Genomic DNA, 21,862 nt, shown 5'->3' with positions numbered 1-21,862 from the left:
GTTTTATGCATGTCGTTATCCCAAAAGCGCTGCGCACTTTTGGGCGACATGCATTAGTTCGAATTCTTTTCGTCCTGGTCGGCCTCAGCCGCCTCTTCCAGCCTCGACGCGATAAGTTCCTGAATGTCGCCGACCTCTTCCTGGATATCCTCCAGCGGTATGCCGGCCTCAGCAGCCTTCGCCGCGCATTCCTTGGCGAGGGTCTCGGCCTGCTCCTCGATCCTGTCCAGCGAAGACTGGCAGTGGACCTTTTCGCCGATCCACTCCTGCAAGAACTCGATCGCGTGTTCGCTCATGCTGCTGTTCCCTGGCGGCTGCGCCGGTTGGTAATCATAAACGCCGGCATCCCCGAAAAGATGCACGCTCCTATTCCAACCGAGTCGCCGTCACCCGGCAAGCCGATCTTGCCCAAGCTCCACAGGGCTGACGGAAATCGAAGGTTCAAGGAGCACATTCTAATTCTGAAGGAGATTCTATTTTCCTGAGCAGACTGGCACCGTTGACTGGGATCAGGTCCCGGATCGCGCCATTGTTTCTACTTGTTATTTTCCGGCAATCCAGTCAATTTGTATGACAATAGGTATCGCATTACGCGGCACGTTTGCGGCGCCATTCGGGGCGCAACCCTAGGGTACGCGGCCAAAGCCGCCGCTATATAGTGACATCCTCGGGCAATGTCGACTCTGCTCGCCGTCCTGCTTCCTTCCGCCGCGCCGAGCGTATCTGGATGGCATTTTGTCACCGTCGGGGCGAGCATGGTTTCGCCGGAAATCGGGCGGGCGCTCGGCCTATCCGCCAACCATGAGCTTGACGACTTCGTCATAATTAGTCTCCGAAATCTTGCGCTCGCCGGCCTGGATGCCGCGGCGCAGCACGACGATACGGTCGGAAACGGCGAAAATGTCCTGCAGATTGTGCGAGATGAAGATCACTCCCCGGCCTTGCGCCTTGAGCTGGTGGATGAGCGAGATGACCTTGCGCTGCTCCGGCACCCCGAGGGCCGCGGTCGGTTCGTCCATGATCAGGATCTGCGCATCCCAGTAGACGGCCCGGCCGATGGCAACGGCCTGCCGTTGACCGCCGGAGAAATTGCTGACCGGGGCGTCGAGCCGGCTGACATGGAAGTCCAGCCGCCCCATCGTCTGCTTGGCGGCGACGGCCATCGCCTTGCGGTCGAGCACCGGCAAGAAACCGAAAGCCTTGCGCATGGGTTCACGGCCGAGGAAGATATTGGCGCCGATGGATAAATTGTCGGCGAGAGCGAGATCCTGGTAAATGGTCTCGATGCCTTTTTCGCGCGCCTCCTGCGGCGTCGCGAAGGTGACCGGCTGCCCCCTCAGCAGAATTTCACCGCCGGTCGGCTGAAAGACGCCCGATATCGCCTTGATCAGCGTCGTCTTGCCGGCGCCGTTGTCGCCGGCCAGCGCCACCACTTCGCCCGGCCGCACGGCCATGGAGAAATCGTTCAGCGCCTGCACCGCACCGAAATGCTTGGAAAGGTGTCGGACTTCGAGAAGGGGGGTGGTTGGTTCGGAACTATTCATCCTGGCGAGCTCCACTGAACCGGCGCTGCGCCTGGTCGATAAGGACGGAGATAATGATGACGAGGCCGACGGCGATGAACTGCCAGAACGGCTCGACATTGACGAAAACCAGCCCGTATTGAATGACCGCGATGACCAAGGCGCCGGCGACCGTCCCGAAGATGGTGCCTGAGCCACCGAACAGGCTGGCGCCGCCGATTACCACGGCTGCCACGCTGTCCAGCAGCAAGGGCTCGCCGGCCTGGGCGGCGCCCGCGGTGAAGCGCGCTGCATAGAGCGCGCCCCCGAGGCCGGCGCACATCGCCGAAAGCACGTAGAGGCGCAGGATGTGGCCCCTGATGTCGATGCCGGCGCGGCGCGCCGCCTGCACATTGGCGCCGATGGCGTAGTTATGCTGGCCGAACCGGGTCTGGCTCAGGATGTAGTGCATCACCACGACAAAGACGGCGGCAATGATGACGAGATAAGGCACCCCGTAGAACCTGCCGTTGCCAAGCAGCGCGAACCAGGAATTCTGGACCGGCACCGTCGTGCCGCCGGCCAGCAGGAACGCAGCGCCGCGCGCCACGCCAAACATGCCAAGCGTGCCGATAAAAGGGGGAATTCTGAGGCGCGAGATCAGCAAGCCATTGATGACGCCAGGCACGCCGGCGACGATCACGGCCGCCAGAATGCCCAACATCATGGCCAGAGGCACCGGCATGGCGACGCCAGCCATATTCGTAGCGTGGGCGGCGACGACGGCCGCGAGACCCATGATGAAACCCAGCGAGAGGTCGATGCCTCCCGAAATGATGACGAAGGTCTGCCCGGTCGCCAGCAGCAACGGCGCCACGGCGAATATCGCAATGGACTGCACGTTGAACGGGTTGAGCACGAAGGTCGCGCCGAAGGAGAGCCTCGACCAGACCTCGAAACAGATGATCAGGCCCGCAAGGAACAGCCAGGCGCGCCCTTCGGCGATGCGTGCGAGCCAGCTCCTGGCCGGATCACCGTGATCCGCCTGAGGAGCGACATGCGTTTCGGTTGGTGATGTTGAAGTCATGGATGGTTCCGATCCGCAGAGCGGCCTCCGACAAACAGGGTCAAAGCGACCCGGCGCAGGTCTCCTTCCGGCAGGCCGGAAGGAGACTGGCTGGACTTATTCGGAATAGAGGTATTTCGAGATGTTCGGGTCGGCGATGTTGGCCTTGTCCATGATCGTAAAGCCGGTGCCGATCGCAACCGGGATCGACTGGCCGGTCAGATGGGCATAGGCCGACACGACGCCGAAATAGCCGATTTCCGCGGGATGCTGGGCAATCGCGACGTCGACAAGGCCAGAGTTGATGTTGTCGGCAATGCTGGTCGGCGCGTCGAACGCCACGACCTTGACGGTGCCGGTCTGCCCGGCCTGCTGGACGCCATTCGCCGCGCCAAGCGCCGAGAACAGGTTTGCGCCGAACACCCCGACGAGATCGGGATTGCGCGCGAACACAGCCTGCAGCTGCGAGGCGGCCTTGTTGGCGTCATTGTCGTTGAACTGGGTTTCGAGAACGGTGATGCCGGGATGGTTGGCCGCCATCTCCTTCTTGAAGCCCTCTTCACGCTGGTCGGTGGTCGAAATGCCGGGCTTGACGTTCGAAACGTAGACCTTGCCCTTGTCGCCTATGGCCTTGGCCAATGCCCGCGCGGCGATCTCGCCGCCCAGAATGTTGTCGGAGGCAATATAGGACAGTGGGAAATCCGCCTCGCCGGCGCCGGTCTGGTAGACGCCGCTGCCGATGAAGGTGTCGACGGTGATCACCGGAATGCCGGCGTCATGGGCCTTGCGCAGGGGTTCGACCAATTGAACCTTGTCGGTCGGCGCGATCAGGATGGCATCCGGCTTCTTGGCGATGACCGCGTCAAGCACGGGGACTTGCGTTACCGGATTGAAATCCGGGGCGCCCTGGAAAACCAGGGTCACACCAAGGGCATCGGCTGCCGCCTGGGCTCCCTTGCGCATGGTGATGTAAAAGCCGTCGGTGGTAAGACCCGGAATGAGCGCAATGGTGTATTTTTTGTCCTGCGCCAATGCGGGCGTGACCAGCACCGCTGCGCAGATGGCGAGAGCCGCCAGAGCGGCAACAATCTTCTTCATAACATCCTCCTCCTAATGTTGGCAGATTTTGCCGTTGCGAGTCGTCCCGGCTCTGTGAAGTGCTGGCGGCGAGAAGCGGGTTTCGCCTGCTTGCTGTTATGGGGCAGCCTCCTCCCAAGCGCCCCAGTCATTAAATCGACCGTCGAAACCGACCAGCCTGCTGCGCAGTCCCGTTACGAGCCTCCGCAAGGTGCAGGAAACTGCGCCGCTCGGCGCGCATGCTTGCCTAGCTGCAATGTTGTAACACTTTGCTGAAAGAAATTGCAACCGCACATTTCCGGGGTCGAAACGCTTTCAAACCGGACACCATCTATCTGCTCCGCAGAGCCCCTCCCGCAGACTATTGCCCCAACGCCTTGCCGACACAACTGATGATTTCGCGGCGATGATTTCGCGGCTGCGGGTTGGGTGTCGATCGGTCTGGAATCGATCAGCTGTGCCGATGTCACGTATCGGCGTGCCCAGCATTATCGGGGCAAGAGAGCCTCGAGAATGGCCTGGGCCGTCTTCGTGTCCGTCACCAGAGCATTGATGAGGCTGGCGCGGACGGCACCTATGATCGCCTTCGCCTTCTCCGGCGAGGCGCCAACGCCGATCACCAGCGGGACGGCTCGAAGCTGGGCCGGCGACATTGCGATCATCCGGCCCTCCCCCTCCCACGGGATGAGCTTGCCTTCGACGTCGAAGTAGTGGCGGATGACGTCTCCCGCCGCATGAAACAGGGCCTGTTCGCTCAGCGTGGCCGCGCTCGCTTCGGGCGGATTGATGGCATGGGGCAGGCCGATGCCGACGATCGCAACGTCGGTCCGGTCCCAAAGCGCGACGCTGTCGCGGATGGCCGCATCGCCGAGGAAGACCTCACGCAATTCGGACGACGGCAGATAGGGCGCATGGATGAAATGCGGCGTCCCGCCCAGCTCTTCTGCGGCCAGCCGCACAAACTCGTTGATCTGAAAATGCGCCGCCTGCTGCTGCATGCCGCCGGTGGCAGCGACGGTAAGAACGCCGGGAATGCGCGGCAGGCCTGCCTGGATCACCTCGCGAATGGCTCGCCCCCAGCCGATGGCGACGACCTTGCCGGCCGTCAGTCCCGCTTGCTTGAGCAAGGCGCCGAGCGGCGCAGCGAGCGCCGCCAGCGCACCGGCTGACGGCGTTTCGATGACCGCCGCGTCACGCAGCCCGAGTGCCTCAACCAGTTGCGTGGTGATGCCTTCGGGGGTTGCAAGATCGAGAACTTCGATCCGCACGATGCCCTCCGCTCTCGCCCGCTGCAGGAGGCGCGATATGGTCGCGGTGGAGACGCCAAGCCGCCGCGCGATATCGACCTGCGACATGTCCGCCTCATAGTGCAGTTTGGCGACCGTATGCAGCATCGTCCGCGATGCGGCTGCATCTTGTGCGGGAGGTGCAGACAGCTTGCAATTCCTTTCAGCAATGTGTTACAGACCCATCGACCGATTGGAGTTATCGCGCAAATCCGGCTGACTCGCAACGTGGGCTGGTTTCCACGGCAGATTGCGGCCAAGGCCGAATTTCTCGGTCCATAGCGCAGCAAAGCGGCAAAACCTCCTGTCGGGAGGCAGGTAAAACTGAACCTTTCTTGTTTCCACTGATCTGCGCCCCGGTGAATGGGCGCCAACATCGGACAGAAGACCCATGACAAAGATGACGACCGCAGAGTTGCGCGGCTACCAGCAGATATGCGGCAAGGACGGGGCGATGATGGCCATCGCCTGTGACCAGCGCGGCGGCATGCGAAGCTTGCTTGCGGCGGACCCTGAAGAACAGGCCAAGATCACCGACGACATGCTGGGCGACACCAAGTCGGACATCACGCGATACCTCGCCAGCCAGGCATCCTGCGTGCTGCTCGACCCGCTCTGCGCGGTGCCGCGGGTTGTCGATGACGGGGTGCTGAGCCGCGATACGGCTCTGCTCATCGGCCTCGACGCTTCGGGCTTCGACGTCTCGCCTGCCGGCTACCGCCTGTCGCGTCTCGTTCCCGGCATCGGCGCGCGCCGCGTGCGCGAGCTCGGCGGCACCGGCGGCAAGATCATGGTCTATCTCAGGCCCGACAGGCCTGAGGCGAACGAGCATAATGTCGCCATTCTGCGCCAATGCATCGCCGATTTCGCGCAAGAGGACCTCCTGCTCGTCGTCGAGTTCCTGACCTATCAGCTCGAAGCGGAAAGCCATGAAGAGTATACGGCCAAGATCCCCTGGCTCGTCGAAGAGGGCACCCGTACTTCGCTGGAATGCGGGGCAAAGGTGCTCAAGCTTCCTTATCCCGGAACGCCGGAAGCCTGCGCCAGGATCAGCAGCATGGCTGGCGAGGTGCCTTGGGCGGTCCTCTCCGCCGGCGTCAACCATGCAACCTTCCTGGGCCAGGTCGAGATCGCGATGAGGAACGGCGCGTCAGGCGTCATCGCCGGCCGGTCGCTGTGGAAGGACTGCATCTCGCTCGACCGTGACATTCAGCGTGAAAGGCTCAGGACTATCGCGGTGTCGAGATTGCGCGAGCTTCAGGCGGTGATCGGAAACTACCGGCAGAAAGCCGCTTAGCACGATGACCCCGAACCGAAGGTCCGCGGATGCAAAATCGAAGTCGATCTTCGAAAAGGATCATGCGCAAATCAAAGTACTATAGCGTCCTGTGCGCACCAGGATGCGCGGCGCTGTAGCTATCCGACGTTCACACCAGGCACGCACGGGACGTCATGCCTCTGACCATGATCCCGACAAGTGGGGACCGGTTTTCGGAGAAGATCATGGTCAAACAGCAAGATAGAGTCCCATTTCGATTTAGTCGAAATGGAACAGGCTCTGGTTCGATGGCCATAGGAATCGATATCGGCGGCACCAATCTGCGCGCTGCCCGTGTTTCCGGCACGGGCGAAATCCTCGAGCGCATTTCCGAGAAAAGCGCGCCGGACCCCGAGCTCGTGCTCTCCCGGATCGCCGAAATGGTACGCCGGCTCGATTGTCCCGAAGTTGCGGCCATCGGCATCGGCGTCCCCGGCCGCGTCGATGCGCGGCTTGGCGCGGTCTTGTCAGGGGGCTATGTCAACCTCGCCTCGGTCTCCCCTGCGCAACGGCTGGAAAGCCTGGCGGGCAAGCCCGTGGTGATCGACAATGACTGCAACATGGCATTGGTCGCGGAAATGGCCCTCGGCGGCGCCAGAGGCCATGAAAGCATCGTCATGTTCACGATCGGGACCGGCATTGGCGGTGCCGTGGTCCAGGACCGGCGGATCGTCCGCGGCAAAGGGACGGCGGGGCAGCTCGGCCATATCACCGTCGATCTATCAGGCGAAGCGTGCGTCTGCGGCCGGCGCGGCTGCGTTGAAACCACCAGCTCAGGCACCGCGCTTGGCCGTCACATCGCGCGGGCAGGCCTCGGTCCGGACGTTTCGGTCGATCAGCTTTTTGCCCGGGATGCGGGCGGCGATCCCTTGGCGCGCGCTATACTGGAAGCTTGGGCCAGGCCGTTGCGTGCGGCAATCGATACGACCGTGGCCATGTTCGACCCCGACCTGGTGCTGCTCGGCGGCGGACTTGGCCTGGCGGCCCATCGGGCGCTTGCCAGGGCTCCTGCCCTGGCGCTCTGGTACCAATGCCCGGTGGAAGCGGCGCAACTGGGTGACGACGCCGGGGTCATCGGCGCCGGTCTGCAAGCGCTCGCCGAGCAACCGGCAGTTGCACAATCAGCAGTTGCACAAGCCTCGCCAGTATCCTTGCCGACCGCCCGGCTCGATCGCACCAGGCGCGCCGTGCCCGGCCGGCGCGCCGTGCTCGTCAACGGCATCCCCGCCAGCGGCAAAAGCACGGTCTCGCGCGGCATCGCCGCGCACATGGGTTGGCCATTGCTGGCGCTCGATACGATCAAGAACCCGTTCCTGGAAGTGCTCGGCGGCGGCGATCGCGAATTCAACCGCATACTCGGCCGCGCCAGTTACCAGGCCATCTGGTCGGTCGTCGGCGAGGCCCCGGCGGACGCCATATTTGTCATCGACGCCTGGTTCGGCTTCCAACCGCGCCAGGTGCTCGAGGATCACCTGCGCAGCGCCGGCGTCGAGCAGACCGCCGAGATCTGGTGCCATGCGCCCGGCGAGGTTCTGGCCGAGCGCTATCGCGCAAGGCTCGACCAGCGTCCCGCCGGCCATCCCGGCGCGGCCTACATCCCCGAACTGATCGAACTGGCCAAGCGCGCCGAGCCGCTGCGGCGCGGACCGCTGCTTGACGTCGACACGACCAGACCGATCGCTTTCGACGCCATCACGCAGTGGCTGCAGGCGACGATTGCGGCTGACAGGTAGGCAGCGCAGCCCCTAAGCACGTCGCATTTGAACGGATGCATGCGACGCGCCTTAAGTTATTCCCGAGCGTCAGGATGCTGCCGATCCATGTTCTCTATCACCGCACAAATGAGGAGGATTCATACAAAGGCCTCGCAGAAGGCTGATACAAGCTGAGTGGTTAACCCGTCCTTCAGTGGGCTTGCATAAGCTTACGCTGCGAATCGGCATGGGAAGCGAAACGACTGGTCTATGGCCCCAAAGAAAGAACACGCGCTGGAGGCCAGAATCCTCAGAGATCAGCTTGCTGATCTGAAGGCCGGTCTCTTCGTATCGATGCCGATAAGCACTATGCTATCAGGCCTGATTTTGACGGTGCAGGCCTTTTCTGGCGGGGGCTTTGCCGCCGCAATCTGGTTCCTGGTTATCAATGCCATAAATGCCGCCCGCCTCGGACTCGCCCGTTATCAGCTAAACGAGACGGGGGATCAGGACGATTTAACAGGGATTTCGCAGCGGCTTCGCTGGTTTGGCATCCTTGCTCTTCTGTCAGGGTTTGCCTGGTCCTTTCTTGCCGTCCTTACTGTTGGCTACACAACGCCGCAAGCGCCGCTGCATCTGATTATTCTGGCGGGCATCTCAGCTGGTGCGGTTACATACGGCAGTTCATATGCCGCGGCCGCGATCAACTTCATCACGCCGCCGCTTGTGATCGCGATGGGTTGCCTGTTGGCGAAAGGCAACTTTGAAGATTACATTCTGGCCTTTGCCGTTCTGCTCTTCGTGGGCGGCTTGGTTCGAGGCTCGTTTGTAGGGCAAGCCCGCTTCCGCGAAGCAAGCCGCCTGAGACATGAGGCGGAGCGGCTTGCGGCGGAAATGGAGCGCAATTCCAGGGAGGACCACCTGACGGCCCTTCTCAACAGACGGGGCCTCGAACACGCGATCAATCAGTTCGAGAATACGGACGGCCCGTTCGTTGCAATGCTGATTGATCTGGACGGCTTCAAATCTGTCAACGATACCTACGGTCACAGGACCGGTGATGAACTGCTCATCATGATCGCCCGCCGCATAGAGCAGGCAGCGCCGTCAGGCTCAACGCTCGCCCGTATCGGCGGCGATGAGTTCGTGCTGTTTTTTCCCTCAGTCAGGAGTTCGCTTTCTCCCAGTACCCTCGCATCCAATATCATCGCCAAAGTCGCCAGCCCCTATCGTGAGGTCGCGTCCGTCCGGATCGGTGCATCGATCGGAATATACTTGGCTGAAAGGCCGGGGCTGACGGAAATGTTGCTGCGGGCGGATGTCGCCCTCTACACGGCCAAGCGTCGTGGCAGGAACGAATTTCGCCTGTTCGATGCCGAACTCGACAGGGAATTGCAACGTCGCCAGTCCATCGAACGCGACCTTCATTCGGCGATAGAGGCGAGAAGGGTTGCACCTTGGTTCCAGCCCATCGTAAGACTCGACACCGAAGCCGTGATCGGTTTTGAAGCCCTGCTAAGGTGGTCCCATCCGATCCATGGTTCCATCTCTCCACCCGAAATCATGACAGCCGCACGCGAAACCGGAATGCTTCAACTGTTAACGCAAACGGTATTCTCCGACTGTTGTGCTCTTATCGACGGCTTGGTGAAAGCTGACCGTCGAGATGTTCGTGTGGCAATGAATGTTTCACCGCGCGAATTGGAAGCCGGCGATATCGACGACATGGTTCTGAATGGTCTGGCGGCAAAAGACCTCCCGACAACGATGTTCGAAATCGAGATTACCGAAGAATCTCCAGTGGACCCGGAAAGACTGGATGAAAAGCTCGGACGGCTTTCACATGCCGGCATTTCCATCGCGCTCGATGACTTCGGCACCGGCTTTTCCACGTTGGCGTCGCTCAAGGACAGCCGGATACGCAAGGTGAAAATAGATCAAGGCTTCATTCGCGGCTTGGCCAAGTCTCGGGAAGATCGGCTGCTTGTCAAAACGGTGATCGATCTTGGTCGGGCGCTCGGGATCGATGTCATGGCCGAGGGCGTCGAAACAGAGGCGGACCGGCAAATTCTGTACAAGCTCGGCTGCAGAACTGCTCAGGGCTTCCTATTCTCCACGGCGGTGCCTCTAAGCCAGGCGCTCGAGGTGGCACAAAAAGAGCACGCTACGGAGTTGTGAGGGCACACGCCATCAATGAAACCGCTGCGTGATCTCTGATCATGGGTGGTCAGGGGCGAGCGGTACGCTGGCTGTGCTGTCGCTCGCCGAACACGGCCTTGGTGATCGTGGCGTGCACGCCGAAATTTCCGTCGGCGACTTGCGTAATGCCGAAGTCGGCGGCAAGCGACATGATGCTCAACACCTCGTCCTCCGTGAGATCGTATGTCTGCATGATGAATCGGCGCGTCTGGCGGAAGGCGTTGCGCAGCGCCAACTCGATGGTGGATGTCTTGTAGACGTCCGACTGCGCGTTGCTGCCGAGGTCCCTGAGGTAGTTGGGATGGCTAAAACTCTGTATCACCCAGCTGTGCTCGGTTTCGATGAGCGGCGAGTTGAGACCGCGCAGGAAAGCCGGGCACCCTTCGCCCGCCTTATGCAGCTTGATGATGATGTCGCCGGTCAGCGAACACTCAAGACCCGTGCCATTGATCTCGCCGTCCGCCTGCGCGAAATGTCCATCGCCGAGCGAGAGCAGTGCGCCCTGAACCGCAACGGGCAAATAAAGCTTCGCGCCGGCTCCGATCCTCCAATTGTCGATATTGCCGCCGAAATAGCCCGGCGGGATGGAATCGACAAGGTCGGCCTCGCGCGGAGCCACCGCGATGCACCCGAAATGCAGGCGCGCCGGTATGCGCACGCGGCTACCACTCAAGTCGCGATGCGAAACTTTGCTGTGGTCGACGGGTATGCCAGGATAGTCGATCGTCGCGTGGACCACGCCGAAGGGGTCGGTCTGCGGCTGCCATTCGTAGCTGTACAGCGGCCGCGCTGCGGCCGGGCACCGCATGTCGATCTCGAAGATAGTCACGGTTTCGCGTTTGGCATCCCGGTCCAGAAGGTCGTGATACTGATACCCCCACCACGCCGATACGTTCGATGCGAAGGCCTTGCCGGGAAAGGCAGCGCTCGGCCGTGGCCGAATTTCGACGAACTCGATCTCAAGCACGTCGCCGGGCTCGGCGCCGCGCACATAGATCGGGCCAGTCATGATGTGAACGCCGAACCCCTCGCCAGCGCCGCGCCCAAAGATGGAAGCGTTTGCCGGACCGGCCCCGCGACGGTCGACGCGCTTGTGTTCGGGTGACCAATCGAACACGCTTTCAGCCCCGCTGTCACCCGCCACCATCCGCTGCCAGTCGTCGCCCGCGTGCTGAGTGAGTGTCTCAACGGTGACTGAATCGCCCGGATCGACGCGCAACACCGGCGGCAGCGAGCGGCTGAAAAAGCCCCAATGCACTGTCTCCGCTGTTGCTGGCAAATGCCAATGGTCCGTGCGTTCGCGCGCTCTTGCCGTTGGTGGGGAATCCATAGCGGCCTGCAGCATCGGGGCCGGCCGCGCCGCCGCCGACTTGCGGCCGTCCGGTTTGCCGCGCAGCGGATAAGCCTCCTCCGTCTGCGACCTAGCGCGCCTCACCTGCCTGGGACTCATTCCAAACGTCGCGCCGAAAGTGCGGCTGAAATGCGATTGATCGCGAAAGCCCCAGCGCTGTCCGATCGCGGCCACGCTTTCATGTGCATGGTTGGGATCCGCCAGGTCGATGCGGCAATGTTCGAGGCGCTGCTGGCGCACATATTCGGAGAAGCTTTCGCCGCGCCCCTCGAATAGTTTTTGCGCGTAGCGTACGGAAAGCCCTTCCAGTCTCGCGATCAGGGCCAAGGCAAGATCCGGGTCCGACAGCCGGGCGTCAATCGTCGCAGCGACGCGCCTGAAATGCGCCGTTTGCACCCCGGTCAGGCTGCCAGCGGGCTCACGTACCTCGCCAAGCAGGGCGCTTGCCACGAGTTCCGTCAAAGCCACTTCGGCGGCTGTCAGATCGGCCGCACCGGAAGTCTCGAGATTGGAGCCCAGCGTTCGCAATCCGGATTTCGCAACCGCAGCGACGACGGTGCTGCCTAGCACCTTCGGCAAGCGGATGCCGCTGCGGCCCAGCCGTGCTTCCAGCGGACCGGCGGCCGCCTGAAATATGAACGCGCGGAAGTCACTGCGAAAGGTCAAAGACCAGTCGTCGGCCATGCCCAGCACCATCATGTCGCCGTCAGCAAGATCGAACGCCTGGTGCGGGGCGACAAGACGCCCGCGCCCAGCAACGATGAGAGCGAATAGAATCCCGTGGTCCCGGCGCATCGGCACGATGCGCTGGGGTGTACCAGAGACGTCGGCGAGCCGCGTGTTGGCGTTCGCTGCCCGCAGGTGCATGGTGCCTCTCGGGATCGGCTGGTCGTCGACAGACGCGGAAAGCGAAAGCTCCTCAAACCAGTCGAGCCACGCCTTGTCGCGGTGTTCGAGGGGCAGGTGGTCGATCGATCGCAGAGCCGCAACCATAAGAGAAGAGGGTCCTTGTTGCATACTGCAGCGGCCTTTCCGGGGCGCGTTATGTCCATCAGGCGACCCGCCCGCCGAGATTCACTTTAGCGCGACCCCGGCCACAGTATTTGTGCGCATGCGAACAATCTCTTGACTTTACCCTGTCACCAGGCGGAGCTCAAGCTCGCCGGTCTTGCCGGCGTGAGCGTAAGCCATTGAATTGACCCATATTTATTTAGGAAACAGCGCGATGCATTGATTTTCGCGGCCGGCTGGCCGGATTGCCGATGGCGCGCGTGGTGCATAAAATCGCGCACATTCCTTCCAACAAAAACAAGGGGACTGTTCATGTGCAAAGGCGATGATATCAGCTGTCCGCATTTCGAGCTCCACTACAAGAAGTTGAAGCAAGATCTAAATGCCGAGCGACGCGGCTTTCTGAAGGGGGGCCTGTTCGCAGCCAGCGGTCTGGCCACGCTGGGCGCCGGTGACATCTCGCTGGTCACACCCGCACTGGCGCAGGCCACGACATCGAAGCAGCCTGCACAACGCGCCTATCATTATTTGCCGGCCAACGCCGAGACCGTGCATTGGGGCTACTTCAGCAAATCGCTGAAGCCGCGCATCGAGGTCAATTCCGGCGACATCGTCACGATCGAGTCGCTCACCCACCATGCGGGCGATGACCTGGAGCGCATGGTCGACGGCGACGAGGGTGCAGAGAGCGTCTATCTCTGGACGAAAGAGAAGAAGGGCGTCGATCGCCGCGGTGCCGGCCCTATCGACCCGGCCAAGTACAAGAAAGGTTCTGGTGAGGGGCAGGGCGTGCACATCATGACCGGCCCGGTCTATGTCCGCGACGCGGAGCCCGGCGACATATTAGAGGTGCGGATTCTCGATTGCGGGCCGCGTCCCTCTGGCAATCCCAAGTTCAGCGGCAAATCATATGGCTCCAACGCGGCGGCCAATTGGGGCTTCCACTACAATGACCTGCTTGGCGGCACTAAGCGCGAGGTCGTCACCATCTACGAGGTCGACGTTGCCGGCGGCAAAAGCTGGGCCGAAGCGGTCTACAATTTCCAATGGGTGCCGCAGACCGATCCGTTCGGCGTCAGGCATGACACGATCGACTATCCCGGGGTTCCGGTCGACCACAGCCTGACCAAACGAAACTACGATGTGCTGAAGGGTGTGAGACTGCCTATTCGCCCGCATTTCGGTACGATCGGACTGGCACCGAAAGAAGCGGACGTCGTAGACACCATCCCGCCGAGCTACACCGGCGGCAACATCGATAACTGGCGCATCGGCAAGGGCGCCACGATGTATTATCCGGTCTCCGTCGACGGCGCGCTGCTCTCGGTCGGTGATCCCCATGCCAGCCAAGGCGACAGCGAATTATGCGGCACGGCGATCGAATGCTCGCTCACCGGCACGTTCCAGCTCATCTTGCACAAGAAAGCGGACCTTGCCGGCACACCACTCGAGGAGCTCAACTACCCCATGCTCGAGACGCAAACGGACTGGCTGGTGCATGGGTTTTCCTACGCCAACTATCTTGAGGAACTGGGACCGGGCGCTCAGAGCGACATCTATTCGAAGTCGTCTGTCGACAGAGCGCTGCGCGATGCGTTCCGGAAGATGCGCCACTTCCTCATGACAACCAAAGGACTAACAGAGGACGAGGCGATTTCCCTGATGTCGATCGGAGTAGACTTCGGCATCACCCAGGTCGTCGATGGAAACTGGGGGGTGCATGCGGTGGTGAAGAAGGACATCTTCGCCGCACGTGTCGCCTGAGATGGAGGGTAACCAAATCTCGCATCACGTTGCCGTTACTCGGAAGCTCGACTAAGGCTAAGCTAAAGCGCGTCGCGTTTGAAGGAATTCATCCGACGCGCTTTACGCTGCGCACCCTCGGGTCAGGCCCGAGAGCATGCTTTTGCGCAACATGCATCAGGAATCCGAACCAAGCGGGGCACCGACCGGTCCTCCGTAAGAACGGACATCTGTAGCCAAGAGAAGCGGCCGAAACCGAAGAAGACGACCGTGCACCAATGGTACCGTTGGCTGGGATCGAACCAGCGACCTCCGGATCCACAATCCGGCGCTCTAACCATCTGAGCTACAACGGCACGTTAGCCTGAGCGGGATGGAACGTTCATCCTCCGAGACCCGCTCTGTCGTTCGGCGATGCGTCCATACGGGCTATCGGAGTTTAATTCAAGGCTTTTGGCCGCGCATGACCCGGAAAATCAGAATCGATTTGCTGGGGATCATGCGCAAAATTCCGGGTTCCGCAGCGCCCTTTGCGCGCCCAGGAAGGCGCCCGGCGCTGTAGGCAAAGGGTGCTCCGGCACCGACATCATATTCGCCGGGCAAAGAAAAAGGCCGGCGGGAGGAGGTGCCGGCCTTTTCCTGTTCCGAGCCAGCGGGAGGAGGTGCTGGCTGGTCATCCCGGAGAGCAGAGGGAGGAGATTCCACCCGCCGGGTATTCGCTTGGACCACTATATCTCACATAATCCTGTTCGAAGAAATGCGACCTTTTGTTGCATCTTCGAATTATGCGCAAATATTAGGCGATCTTAACTTCCTTCATCGCCTTCTCGAAGGCGGTCTTGATCGGCTTGGAGACGTCCTCGGCCGCCTTGGAGGCGACGGTCTGGAAATCCTTTGCCTGCTCGACAGTCATCTCGACCTGCTTGCGCAGGAATGCGGTCTGCAGTTCGACGACTTCCGACAGCGACTTGGCGCCGATCAGAGCTTCGAAATGCGACAAGCCGGCTTCAGTATTGGCGCGCAGAGCGGCAATGGTCTTGAGCGACAGGTCGTTGGAAACGGTCTTGGCGGTCTCAAAGGTGGACTCAAGAGCCTTCTGGGTCTCTTCGGCGCCGGTCTTCAGCTTGGCATAGGCCTCTTTCGACTGCTCGACGCCCTTTTCGGCGAAAGCACGGATCTGGTCGGTGGCCTTGGAAGCGTCGAAGCTCGGGAATTCAACGTTTTCGATAGTATCAGCGGTCTTGGTCCTGGACAATTTTCCATCCTTTGCAGTGGCAGCGGCTTCGATAGGAAAGCCGTCTCGTTCATGTATGATGGCAATATAAAGGCAAATCTTGTGCATTGCAATATCTTTGTTGCAGCGCACCATAAATTTTCTCTCCCAGCGTTAACCACGCGCCCAGAGATTCCGGCGGTTGCACGCTATGGCTTGTGGACCTTCGCGCCGTCGGCTTTTATTAACAAAGCGTTAACTGCAAACTGCCCGCTTCGTAAGGGTTCCCAAAGCGCATGCCGTCTGAAAACTACTCCTTCCTCGACGTCGCCGTGCTCGACGCGATCCGCCAGCGCTTTGCCGCCGGCGACGCGATCGCCCTTCTGTCGGCAGACCTCGAACAGGTGATCTGGGCCAACGGACCAGGGGCAGCGGTGTTCGGCTACCCCGACATCGAGGCGATCATCGGCGCATCGGCCGGCTTGCCGCCGATCGCCAGGCGCCAGATCATGGCGACAAGCGGTTTTCCACAGATCGGCCGCGACCGCGCCATCACGGTGCGGCTGGCAACCGGGCTGACCAGCCGCGCGGTTGGCTTTCTGGCCAGCGCGGTGACAATGCCTGACGGCGAAAACGCCATCATGCTGGCGGTGCCGGCGACGCAGACCGGCTCGCGCAGCGCCGCCGAGCTTGCCGCTCGGGCCATCAGCGGCTTTACCGAAGACGGTCATTTCATCGCCTTCGTCGATGCCAACGGCAACATAGAGGCCGCTTCCGATGGTTTTTCGGCACTCGGCATCCTGCCCGAAACGCTGACAGCGCTTGTCGCCGATGTTGCGAACGAGAGCGGTCGCGTCGTCAAACGCCTCGTTCCTGGCGGCACCGCTTCCTACCCGGCCGGCCTCGCCCGGCTGACTGACGAGCGGCACCTGCTGGTGGTGATCGACGAGAACCAGCTCGACTCCGAAGCAGCCCCTGCTGGCGTGCTCAGCGCGGGGGCGGCGGCCGATGCCGCAGTCCCGCCAAAAGCACAACAGGACAACCCGCCGGCAACAGTCGCGAAAACGGCTGCGGCAGCGCAGACAGTTGCGGCAGCCGACGAAGACACTTCGCTGTCGGCGGAGCATGATGTTCCCGATTCCACTGGGCCCGATTCGATCGGATCTGATTCAACTGCGCCTGATTCACCCAAGCAGGGTCCGGAAGCGGCCGGCGGAATACCTCCACAGCATGACCATTGGTATTTCAGCGCCAGCGAGGACGAGGCGCAAAAGCCGGGACCGGATGCATCCGGTCCTGTCGAGGCGGATGCTTCGGCGGAAAGCTTCGCACAAAATGCCGTCAGGGCCGCCTCCCCGGTCAAAAATGCCGTCCCCTCGATCGATCGCGCGGCGGCGCCCCTGCGTTTCGTCTGGCGCACCGACGCCGAGGGCAGGTTCAATGCATTGTCGCCGGAATTCGCGGAACTCGTCGGCAAGCCTGCCGCCGATGTGATCGGCCGGCGCTTCAGGGACGTCGCGGCCACCTTCGACCTCGATGCGACCGGCGAGATCGCCGGCCTGCTCGACCGACGCGATACCTGGTCCGGCCGCTCGGTGCTGTGGCCGGTCGCCGGCACGGATTTCAAGATACCCGTCGACCTGGCGGCGCTGCCCGTCTACGGCCGCAGCCGTGCCTTCGAAGGCTTTCGCGGTTTCGGCGTTGCCCGCACCGGCGATGCGGTGGTCGATCCGGAAGCGATCGGCATGGCGCTTGTCGCCAATGCCGACGTTCCCGTCGACCCGGAAGTCGCCAAAAAGCCTGACGAAACCGACCCGTTCCAGGGCGAGGTGCCGGCGCTGACCATCGTGCCACAGCCGGAGCGGCGCTTAGCCGACAAGGTGATCCGGTTGGCGGAGCACAGGCAGCCGGCCAACGACAAAGGCCTGTCGACGCTGGAACGCAGTGCATTCCGTGAGATCGGCGAGCGGCTCAAGAAGGACAATCCCCCAACCGAACAGCCCGCTGCCGCAATTGCGGCAGAGCCGGCTGCGGCGGAACCGGCCGAAACCGATGTCGAAGACGAGAAGGATGTCGCAAGGCTCGACGGTGAGCAGCCGCAAGCAACCGTGTCCGACCTCTCAGGCTCGCTGCTCGACTATGCCGACCGGGACTATGTCGCCGACGATAGCGACGGTGCGCCGGTCTCCGAGCCGGACAAATCGGCGCAGGAGATGGCTGAGCCCACCGACGCCGCCAGTCGATCGATCGCCGAAGACGCCGACAGCATGACGGCCGCCGATTTCCGCGATGCAGAAGACAGCGAGGACTGGGCGCGACCCGATGACGGCGAAACCGGTTCGCCAACCGATGGCATCGGCGATGCCGGCGACGTCGAGCCGGCGACGGTCGAGCGGCCGCGCCTGCCGGTGCCGCCGCTCAAGCTCGAAGGGTTCGTGCCGTCGGCTTTTTCGACCGCGGACGACAACATGGCTCCGGACATTTCGATCCTGGGCAAGCTGCCGGTGCCGCTGCTGATCCATTCCGGCGACGATCTTCACTATGCGAACGAGGAATTCCTCAGCCTGACCGGCTATGACACGCTCGAACAGCTGGAGGATGCTGGTGGCCTCGACGCGCTGTTTGCCGATCCTTACGACGGCAGCGCCTCCGATGGAACCGACCACGCGCTGCGGTTGAAGACGCGTGATGGTCAGGAGTTCCCGATCGAGGCCATTTTGCGCTCGGTGCCATGGCGTGGCGGCAAGGCGCTGATGCTGGTCGTGCGCCGTTCCGGCGACGACGAGGCAGCAGGTGCCGCCGACGACCAGACGCAGCCGGACACTTTCGAGCTCAAGGCGCGCATCGCCGAGATGCGCACCATCATCGACACCGCGACCGACGGCGTCGTGCTGATCGGCCGAGACGGAACGATCCGCTCGATCAGCCGACCGGCGGAGGCGCTGTTCGGTTTCGACAGCGACGAGGTGACCGGAAAACCCTTCGTCTCGCTGTTCGCGATCGAAAGCCAGCGCGCCGCGCGAGACTATCTCGACGGATTGTCCGAGCCCGGCGTGGCGAGCGTGCTCAACGACGGCCGCGAGGTGATCGGACGCGAGGCGCAGGGGCGCTTCATTCCGCTGTTCATGACCATCGGCAGGCTGCCCAACGACAGCGGTTTCTGCGCGGTGGTGCGCGACATCACCCAGTGGAAGCGGGCCGAAGAGGATCTGACCCAGGCGCGCGCCGTGGCCGAGCGCGCTTCCTCGCAGAAGACCGACTTCCTCGCCCGCATCAGCCACGAAATCCGCACGCCGCTCAACGCCATCATCGGCTTCTCCGAGCTGATGGTCGACGAGAAATTCGGACCGGTCGCCAATGACCGCTACCGCGACTATCTGCGCGACATCAACCGGTCGGGCAACCATGTGCTCGACCTGGTCAACGATCTGCTCGATATTTCGAAAATCGAGGCCGGCCAGCAGGAGATGGCCTATGAGGCAGTGTCGCTCAACGACACGCTGGCCGAGACGGTGGCGATGATGCAGCCGCAAGCCAACCGCGAACGTGTCATCATCCGCTCCAGCTTCGCCTCCCGGCTGCCGGAAGTGGTGGCCGATCTGCGCAGCGTGCGCCAGATCGCGCTGAACATCCTGTCGAATGCCATCCGCTACACGCAGGCCGGCGGTCAGGTGATCGTATCGACAGCCTACGAGAACTCCGGCGACGTGTTGATGCGCGTGCGCGACACCGGCATCGGCATGAGCCAGTCCGAGATCGAGCAGGCGCTCAAGCCGTTCAAGCAGCTCAACGCGCTTAAGCGCGGGCGCGGCGACGGCACCGGTCTCGGGCTGCCGCTGACCAAGGCCATGGTCGAGGCGAACCGGGCCCGGTTCACCATCAACTCGACGCCCGGCGAGGGCACTCTGGTCGAAGTCGCTTTCCCGTCGACCCGCGTGCTGGCGGATTAGGGCAGCGGACTTTCGGCCCTCCGTGTCGCCGCTCTATCTCTTTGTTTGAGCACCGGATTTCCCAAAACCGGTGTCCACTTTTGGCTCATGCTCGGCACACAAAAGAAAGGCGTCCAACAGGACGCCTTGAATGATCGATTGCTGTACATCGGGGGCTTGAGCGAATTCAGATCCTCTGGGGATTTAGAGGAACGGGATTTCTCCCTCAAGTTACGCACGACTATCGATGTCGGCCCTTAACAAAACCTTACCGGCACCGCGAAAAATTTACCAATGTGTACCACTCATAAAATCTAGGTAAATTCGAGCGAGATATTTCGTTAACCATGCTCGGCTCCGTTTGAACGCGTGACTGATCGCATGTCTTGGACCTCGAGAAACTAATCGGCCAGCTGCGGCAGGTCGCGGAACAGCTCGAGCGCTTCGGGATTGGCCAGCGCCTCCTTGTTCTTGACGGCACGGCCATGCACCACGTCGCGCACCGCAAGCTCGGTGATCTTGCCCGATTTGGTGCGTGGAATGTCGGCGACGGCGACGATTTTAGCCGGCACGTGGCGCGGGCTCGCGCCGCTGCGGATTTTCGCGCGGATGCGTTTTTCCAGCTCGGCGTCGAGTTCAACGCCAGCAGCCAGCCGCACGAACAGCACGACCCGCACATCATTGTCGAAATCCTGGCCGATGCACAGCGCTTCCAGGATTTCCGGCATTTGCTCGACTTGGTTGTAGATTTCCGCCGTGCCGATCCGAACACCGCCCGGGTTGAGCGTCGCGTCGGAACGGCCGTGGATGATCAGGCCGCCATGGGCGGTCCATTCTGCGAAGTCGCCGTGGCACCAGACATTGTCGAAGCGCTCGAAATAGGCGGCGTGGTATTTCTTGCCTTCGGGATCGTTCCAGAAGCCGATCGGCATCGCCGGAAACGCTCTGGTACAGACGAGCTCACCCTTCCCCTGTCTGAGCGGCTGGCCGTCGTCGTCCCAGACATCGACGGCGAGGCCGAGGCCAGGTCCCTGGATCTCTCCGATCCATACCGGTTCGATCGGCACGCCGAGCACGAAGCAGGAGACGATGTCGGTGCCGCCGGAGATGGAGGCGAGATGCACGTCTTTCTTGATGCCGTCATAGACGAAGCGGAAATCTTCCGGCGACAGTGGCGAGCCGGTGGAGGAGATCGTGCGCACACTGGAAAGATCGTGCGTGTTGATCGGCCTGAGGCCCGCCTTGCGCGCGGAATCGATGAATTTGGCCGAGGTGCCGAAATAGGTCATTTTTTCGGCGTCGGCGAAGTCGAAAAGCACGTTGCTGTCGGGGTAGAAGGGCGACCCGTCATAAAGCAGAAGGGTTGCGCCCGACGCCAGGCCTGAGACCAGCCAGTTCCACATCATCCAGCCGCAGGTGGTGAAATAAAAGAAGCGGTCGCCGTCGAGCAGGCCGGCGTGGAGTCGTTCTTCCTTGACATGCTGGATCAGCGTTCCGCCGGCCGAATGGACAATGCATTTGGGAATGCCGGTCGTTCCGGAAGAAAACAGGATGTAGAGCGGATGTGCGAACGGCAACCGTTCGAAGGTGACCGACTTGGCAGCGAAGGATGAGAGCGCCTCGTCCAGCGCAGTCGCCTTCTCGATGGTCGCTGCCACATCGGTCGACGTGCCGAGATAGTCGACGATCAGGATCTTGCGGACGGTGACCAGCTTTTCCGCAACGGCCGCGATCTTGTCGGCAACCTCGATCGCCTTGCCATTGTACCAGTAACCGTCGGGCGCGATGAAGACGACAGGCTCGATCTGCCCGAACCGGTCCAGAACGCCCTGTTCGCCGAAATCGGGAGAGCAGGACGACCACACGGCGCCGATCGAGGCTGTCGCCAGCATTGCCGCGACCGTCTCCGGCATGTTGGGCATCATGGCAGCGATGCGGTCGCCCTTTTTCACCCCGAGCGACAGGAAAAGCTGCTGCAGCCGCGAGGTCAGCGCATGCAACTCGTTCCAGGAGAGCCGGCGCTCGACCTTATCCTCGCCGCGAAAGACGATGGCGTCACCGAGCCCGGTTTTTTTCAACAGGTTCTCGGCGAAGTTAAGCTTGGCGTCCGGAAAGAAGGCGGCGCCGGGCATCTTCTCGCCATCGACAAGCACGCGCTCGCCGCCACTGACCCCGCCACCGGCGCCCCCATTGGCGCCTTTGTCGCCGACGATCCCGCAAAACTCCCAGACCAGGCTCCAGAACGCCTTGCGATCGTCGATCGACCAACGATGAAGATCGCCGTAGGAGGAAAAAAACTTGCCGGTTGCGGCCGCCGCGGCCTGCATGAAGGCGGTCATCGGCGCCGCGTCGATCTGGTCTTTGGTCGGTATCCAGAGCGGTGCGTCGCCAGCCATGATCGTTCCTCCTTAAAGCACGTTACGCTTGAAGAGATTCACGCGACGCGCTTTAGACTTTGTTATTATCATGTCGT

13 protein-coding genes and 1 tRNA gene are annotated in these 21,862 nt (G+C 61.8%); 5 read left to right on the top strand and 9 right to left on the bottom strand.

The genetic code is table 11. The features are described from left to right. Positions 1-53 precede the first annotated feature (53 nt). The 5 genes from AC0L15_RS02245 to AC0L15_RS02225 form a co-directional block, all read right to left on the bottom strand. Positions 54-296 carry a DUF768 domain-containing protein gene (locus tag AC0L15_RS02245; protein ID WP_287246553.1) on the bottom strand — a complete coding sequence of 81 codons (243 nt, stop codon included), beginning with the start codon at positions 294-296 and terminating at the stop codon, positions 54-56. A 492-nt stretch (positions 297-788) separates the two neighbouring features. Beyond that, positions 789-1,544 (bottom strand): ATP-binding cassette domain-containing protein, encoded by a 756-nt coding sequence (locus AC0L15_RS02240; RefSeq protein ID WP_473495845.1) that lies wholly within the window; start codon positions 1,542-1,544, stop codon positions 789-791. Next, a complete protein-coding gene (locus AC0L15_RS02235; protein WP_027156329.1) occupies positions 1,537-2,589 on the bottom strand; it encodes an ABC transporter permease subunit in 1,053 nt (350 codons plus the stop codon). The genes AC0L15_RS02240 and AC0L15_RS02235 overlap by 8 nt, the downstream gene beginning before the upstream one ends. A gap of 96 nt (positions 2,590-2,685) precedes the next feature. Next, a complete protein-coding gene (locus tag AC0L15_RS02230) occupies positions 2,686-3,666 on the bottom strand; it encodes an ABC transporter substrate-binding protein (protein WP_287246550.1) in 981 nt (326 codons plus the stop codon). Between the two features lie 467 nt (positions 3,667-4,133). Next, a complete protein-coding gene (locus tag AC0L15_RS02225) occupies positions 4,134-5,039 on the bottom strand; it encodes a sugar-binding transcriptional regulator (protein WP_287246549.1) in 906 nt (301 codons plus the stop codon). 283 nt (positions 5,040-5,322) lie between these two features. Here AC0L15_RS02225 and AC0L15_RS02220 point away from each other — a divergent pair, with 283 nt between their 5' ends. The 3 genes from AC0L15_RS02220 to AC0L15_RS02210 all read left to right on the top strand — a co-directional run bounded on the left by AC0L15_RS02220 (position 5,323) and on the right by AC0L15_RS02210 (position 10,121). Next, entirely contained in the window at positions 5,323-6,228 is a 906-nt protein-coding gene (locus tag AC0L15_RS02220) for a tagatose-bisphosphate aldolase (protein ID WP_287246548.1), read from the top strand. A 269-nt stretch (positions 6,229-6,497) separates the two neighbouring features. Next, entirely contained in the window at positions 6,498-7,982 is a 1,485-nt protein-coding gene (locus AC0L15_RS02215; RefSeq protein ID WP_473495844.1) for an ROK family protein, read from the top strand. A gap of 231 nt (positions 7,983-8,213) precedes the next feature. Continuing rightward, on the top strand, positions 8,214-10,121 hold the full coding sequence (locus AC0L15_RS02210) for a putative bifunctional diguanylate cyclase/phosphodiesterase (protein ID WP_287246546.1): 1,908 nt from the start codon (positions 8,214-8,216) through the stop codon (positions 10,119-10,121). Between the two features lie 49 nt (positions 10,122-10,170). Here AC0L15_RS02210 and AC0L15_RS02205 read toward each other — a convergent pair whose 3' ends face one another. Beyond that, complete coding sequence (locus AC0L15_RS02205; RefSeq protein WP_287246545.1) at positions 10,171-12,486, bottom strand: acetamidase/formamidase family protein; 2,316 nt, start codon at positions 12,484-12,486, stop codon at positions 10,171-10,173. 330 nt (positions 12,487-12,816) lie between these two features. Here AC0L15_RS02205 and AC0L15_RS02200 point away from each other — a divergent pair, with 330 nt between their 5' ends. Further along, the gene (locus tag AC0L15_RS02200) at positions 12,817-14,268 is read left to right on the top strand and encodes an acetamidase/formamidase family protein (protein WP_287246544.1); all 1,452 of its coding nucleotides are present in this window, start codon (positions 12,817-12,819) and stop codon (positions 14,266-14,268) included. Positions 14,269-14,526: 258 nt separating this feature from the next. Here AC0L15_RS02200 and AC0L15_RS02195 read toward each other — a convergent pair. Beyond that, positions 14,527-14,603 (bottom strand) — tRNA-His (locus AC0L15_RS02195). Positions 14,604-15,043: 440 nt separating this feature from the next. Continuing rightward, on the bottom strand, positions 15,044-15,502 hold the full coding sequence (locus tag AC0L15_RS02190; RefSeq protein WP_128166139.1) for a phasin: 459 nt from the start codon (positions 15,500-15,502) through the stop codon (positions 15,044-15,046). A 254-nt stretch (positions 15,503-15,756) separates the two neighbouring features. On the opposite strand from AC0L15_RS02190, the gene AC0L15_RS02185 reads away from it, so the two are divergent. Beyond that, the gene (locus AC0L15_RS02185; protein WP_287246543.1) at positions 15,757-19,410 is read left to right on the top strand and encodes a PAS domain S-box protein; all 3,654 of its coding nucleotides are present in this window, start codon (positions 15,757-15,759) and stop codon (positions 19,408-19,410) included. A gap of 380 nt (positions 19,411-19,790) precedes the next feature. Here the strand turns inward: AC0L15_RS02185 and AC0L15_RS02180 are convergent, their stop codons facing one another. Further along, on the bottom strand, positions 19,791-21,785 hold the full coding sequence (locus AC0L15_RS02180; RefSeq protein WP_287246542.1) for an acetoacetate--CoA ligase: 1,995 nt from the start codon (positions 21,783-21,785) through the stop codon (positions 19,791-19,793). Between the last annotated feature and the right edge of the window lie 77 nt (positions 21,786-21,862).

This window comes from Mesorhizobium sp. WSM4846 (assembly GCF_055811415.1).
This window is presented reverse-complemented; position numbering and strand designations above follow the sequence as displayed.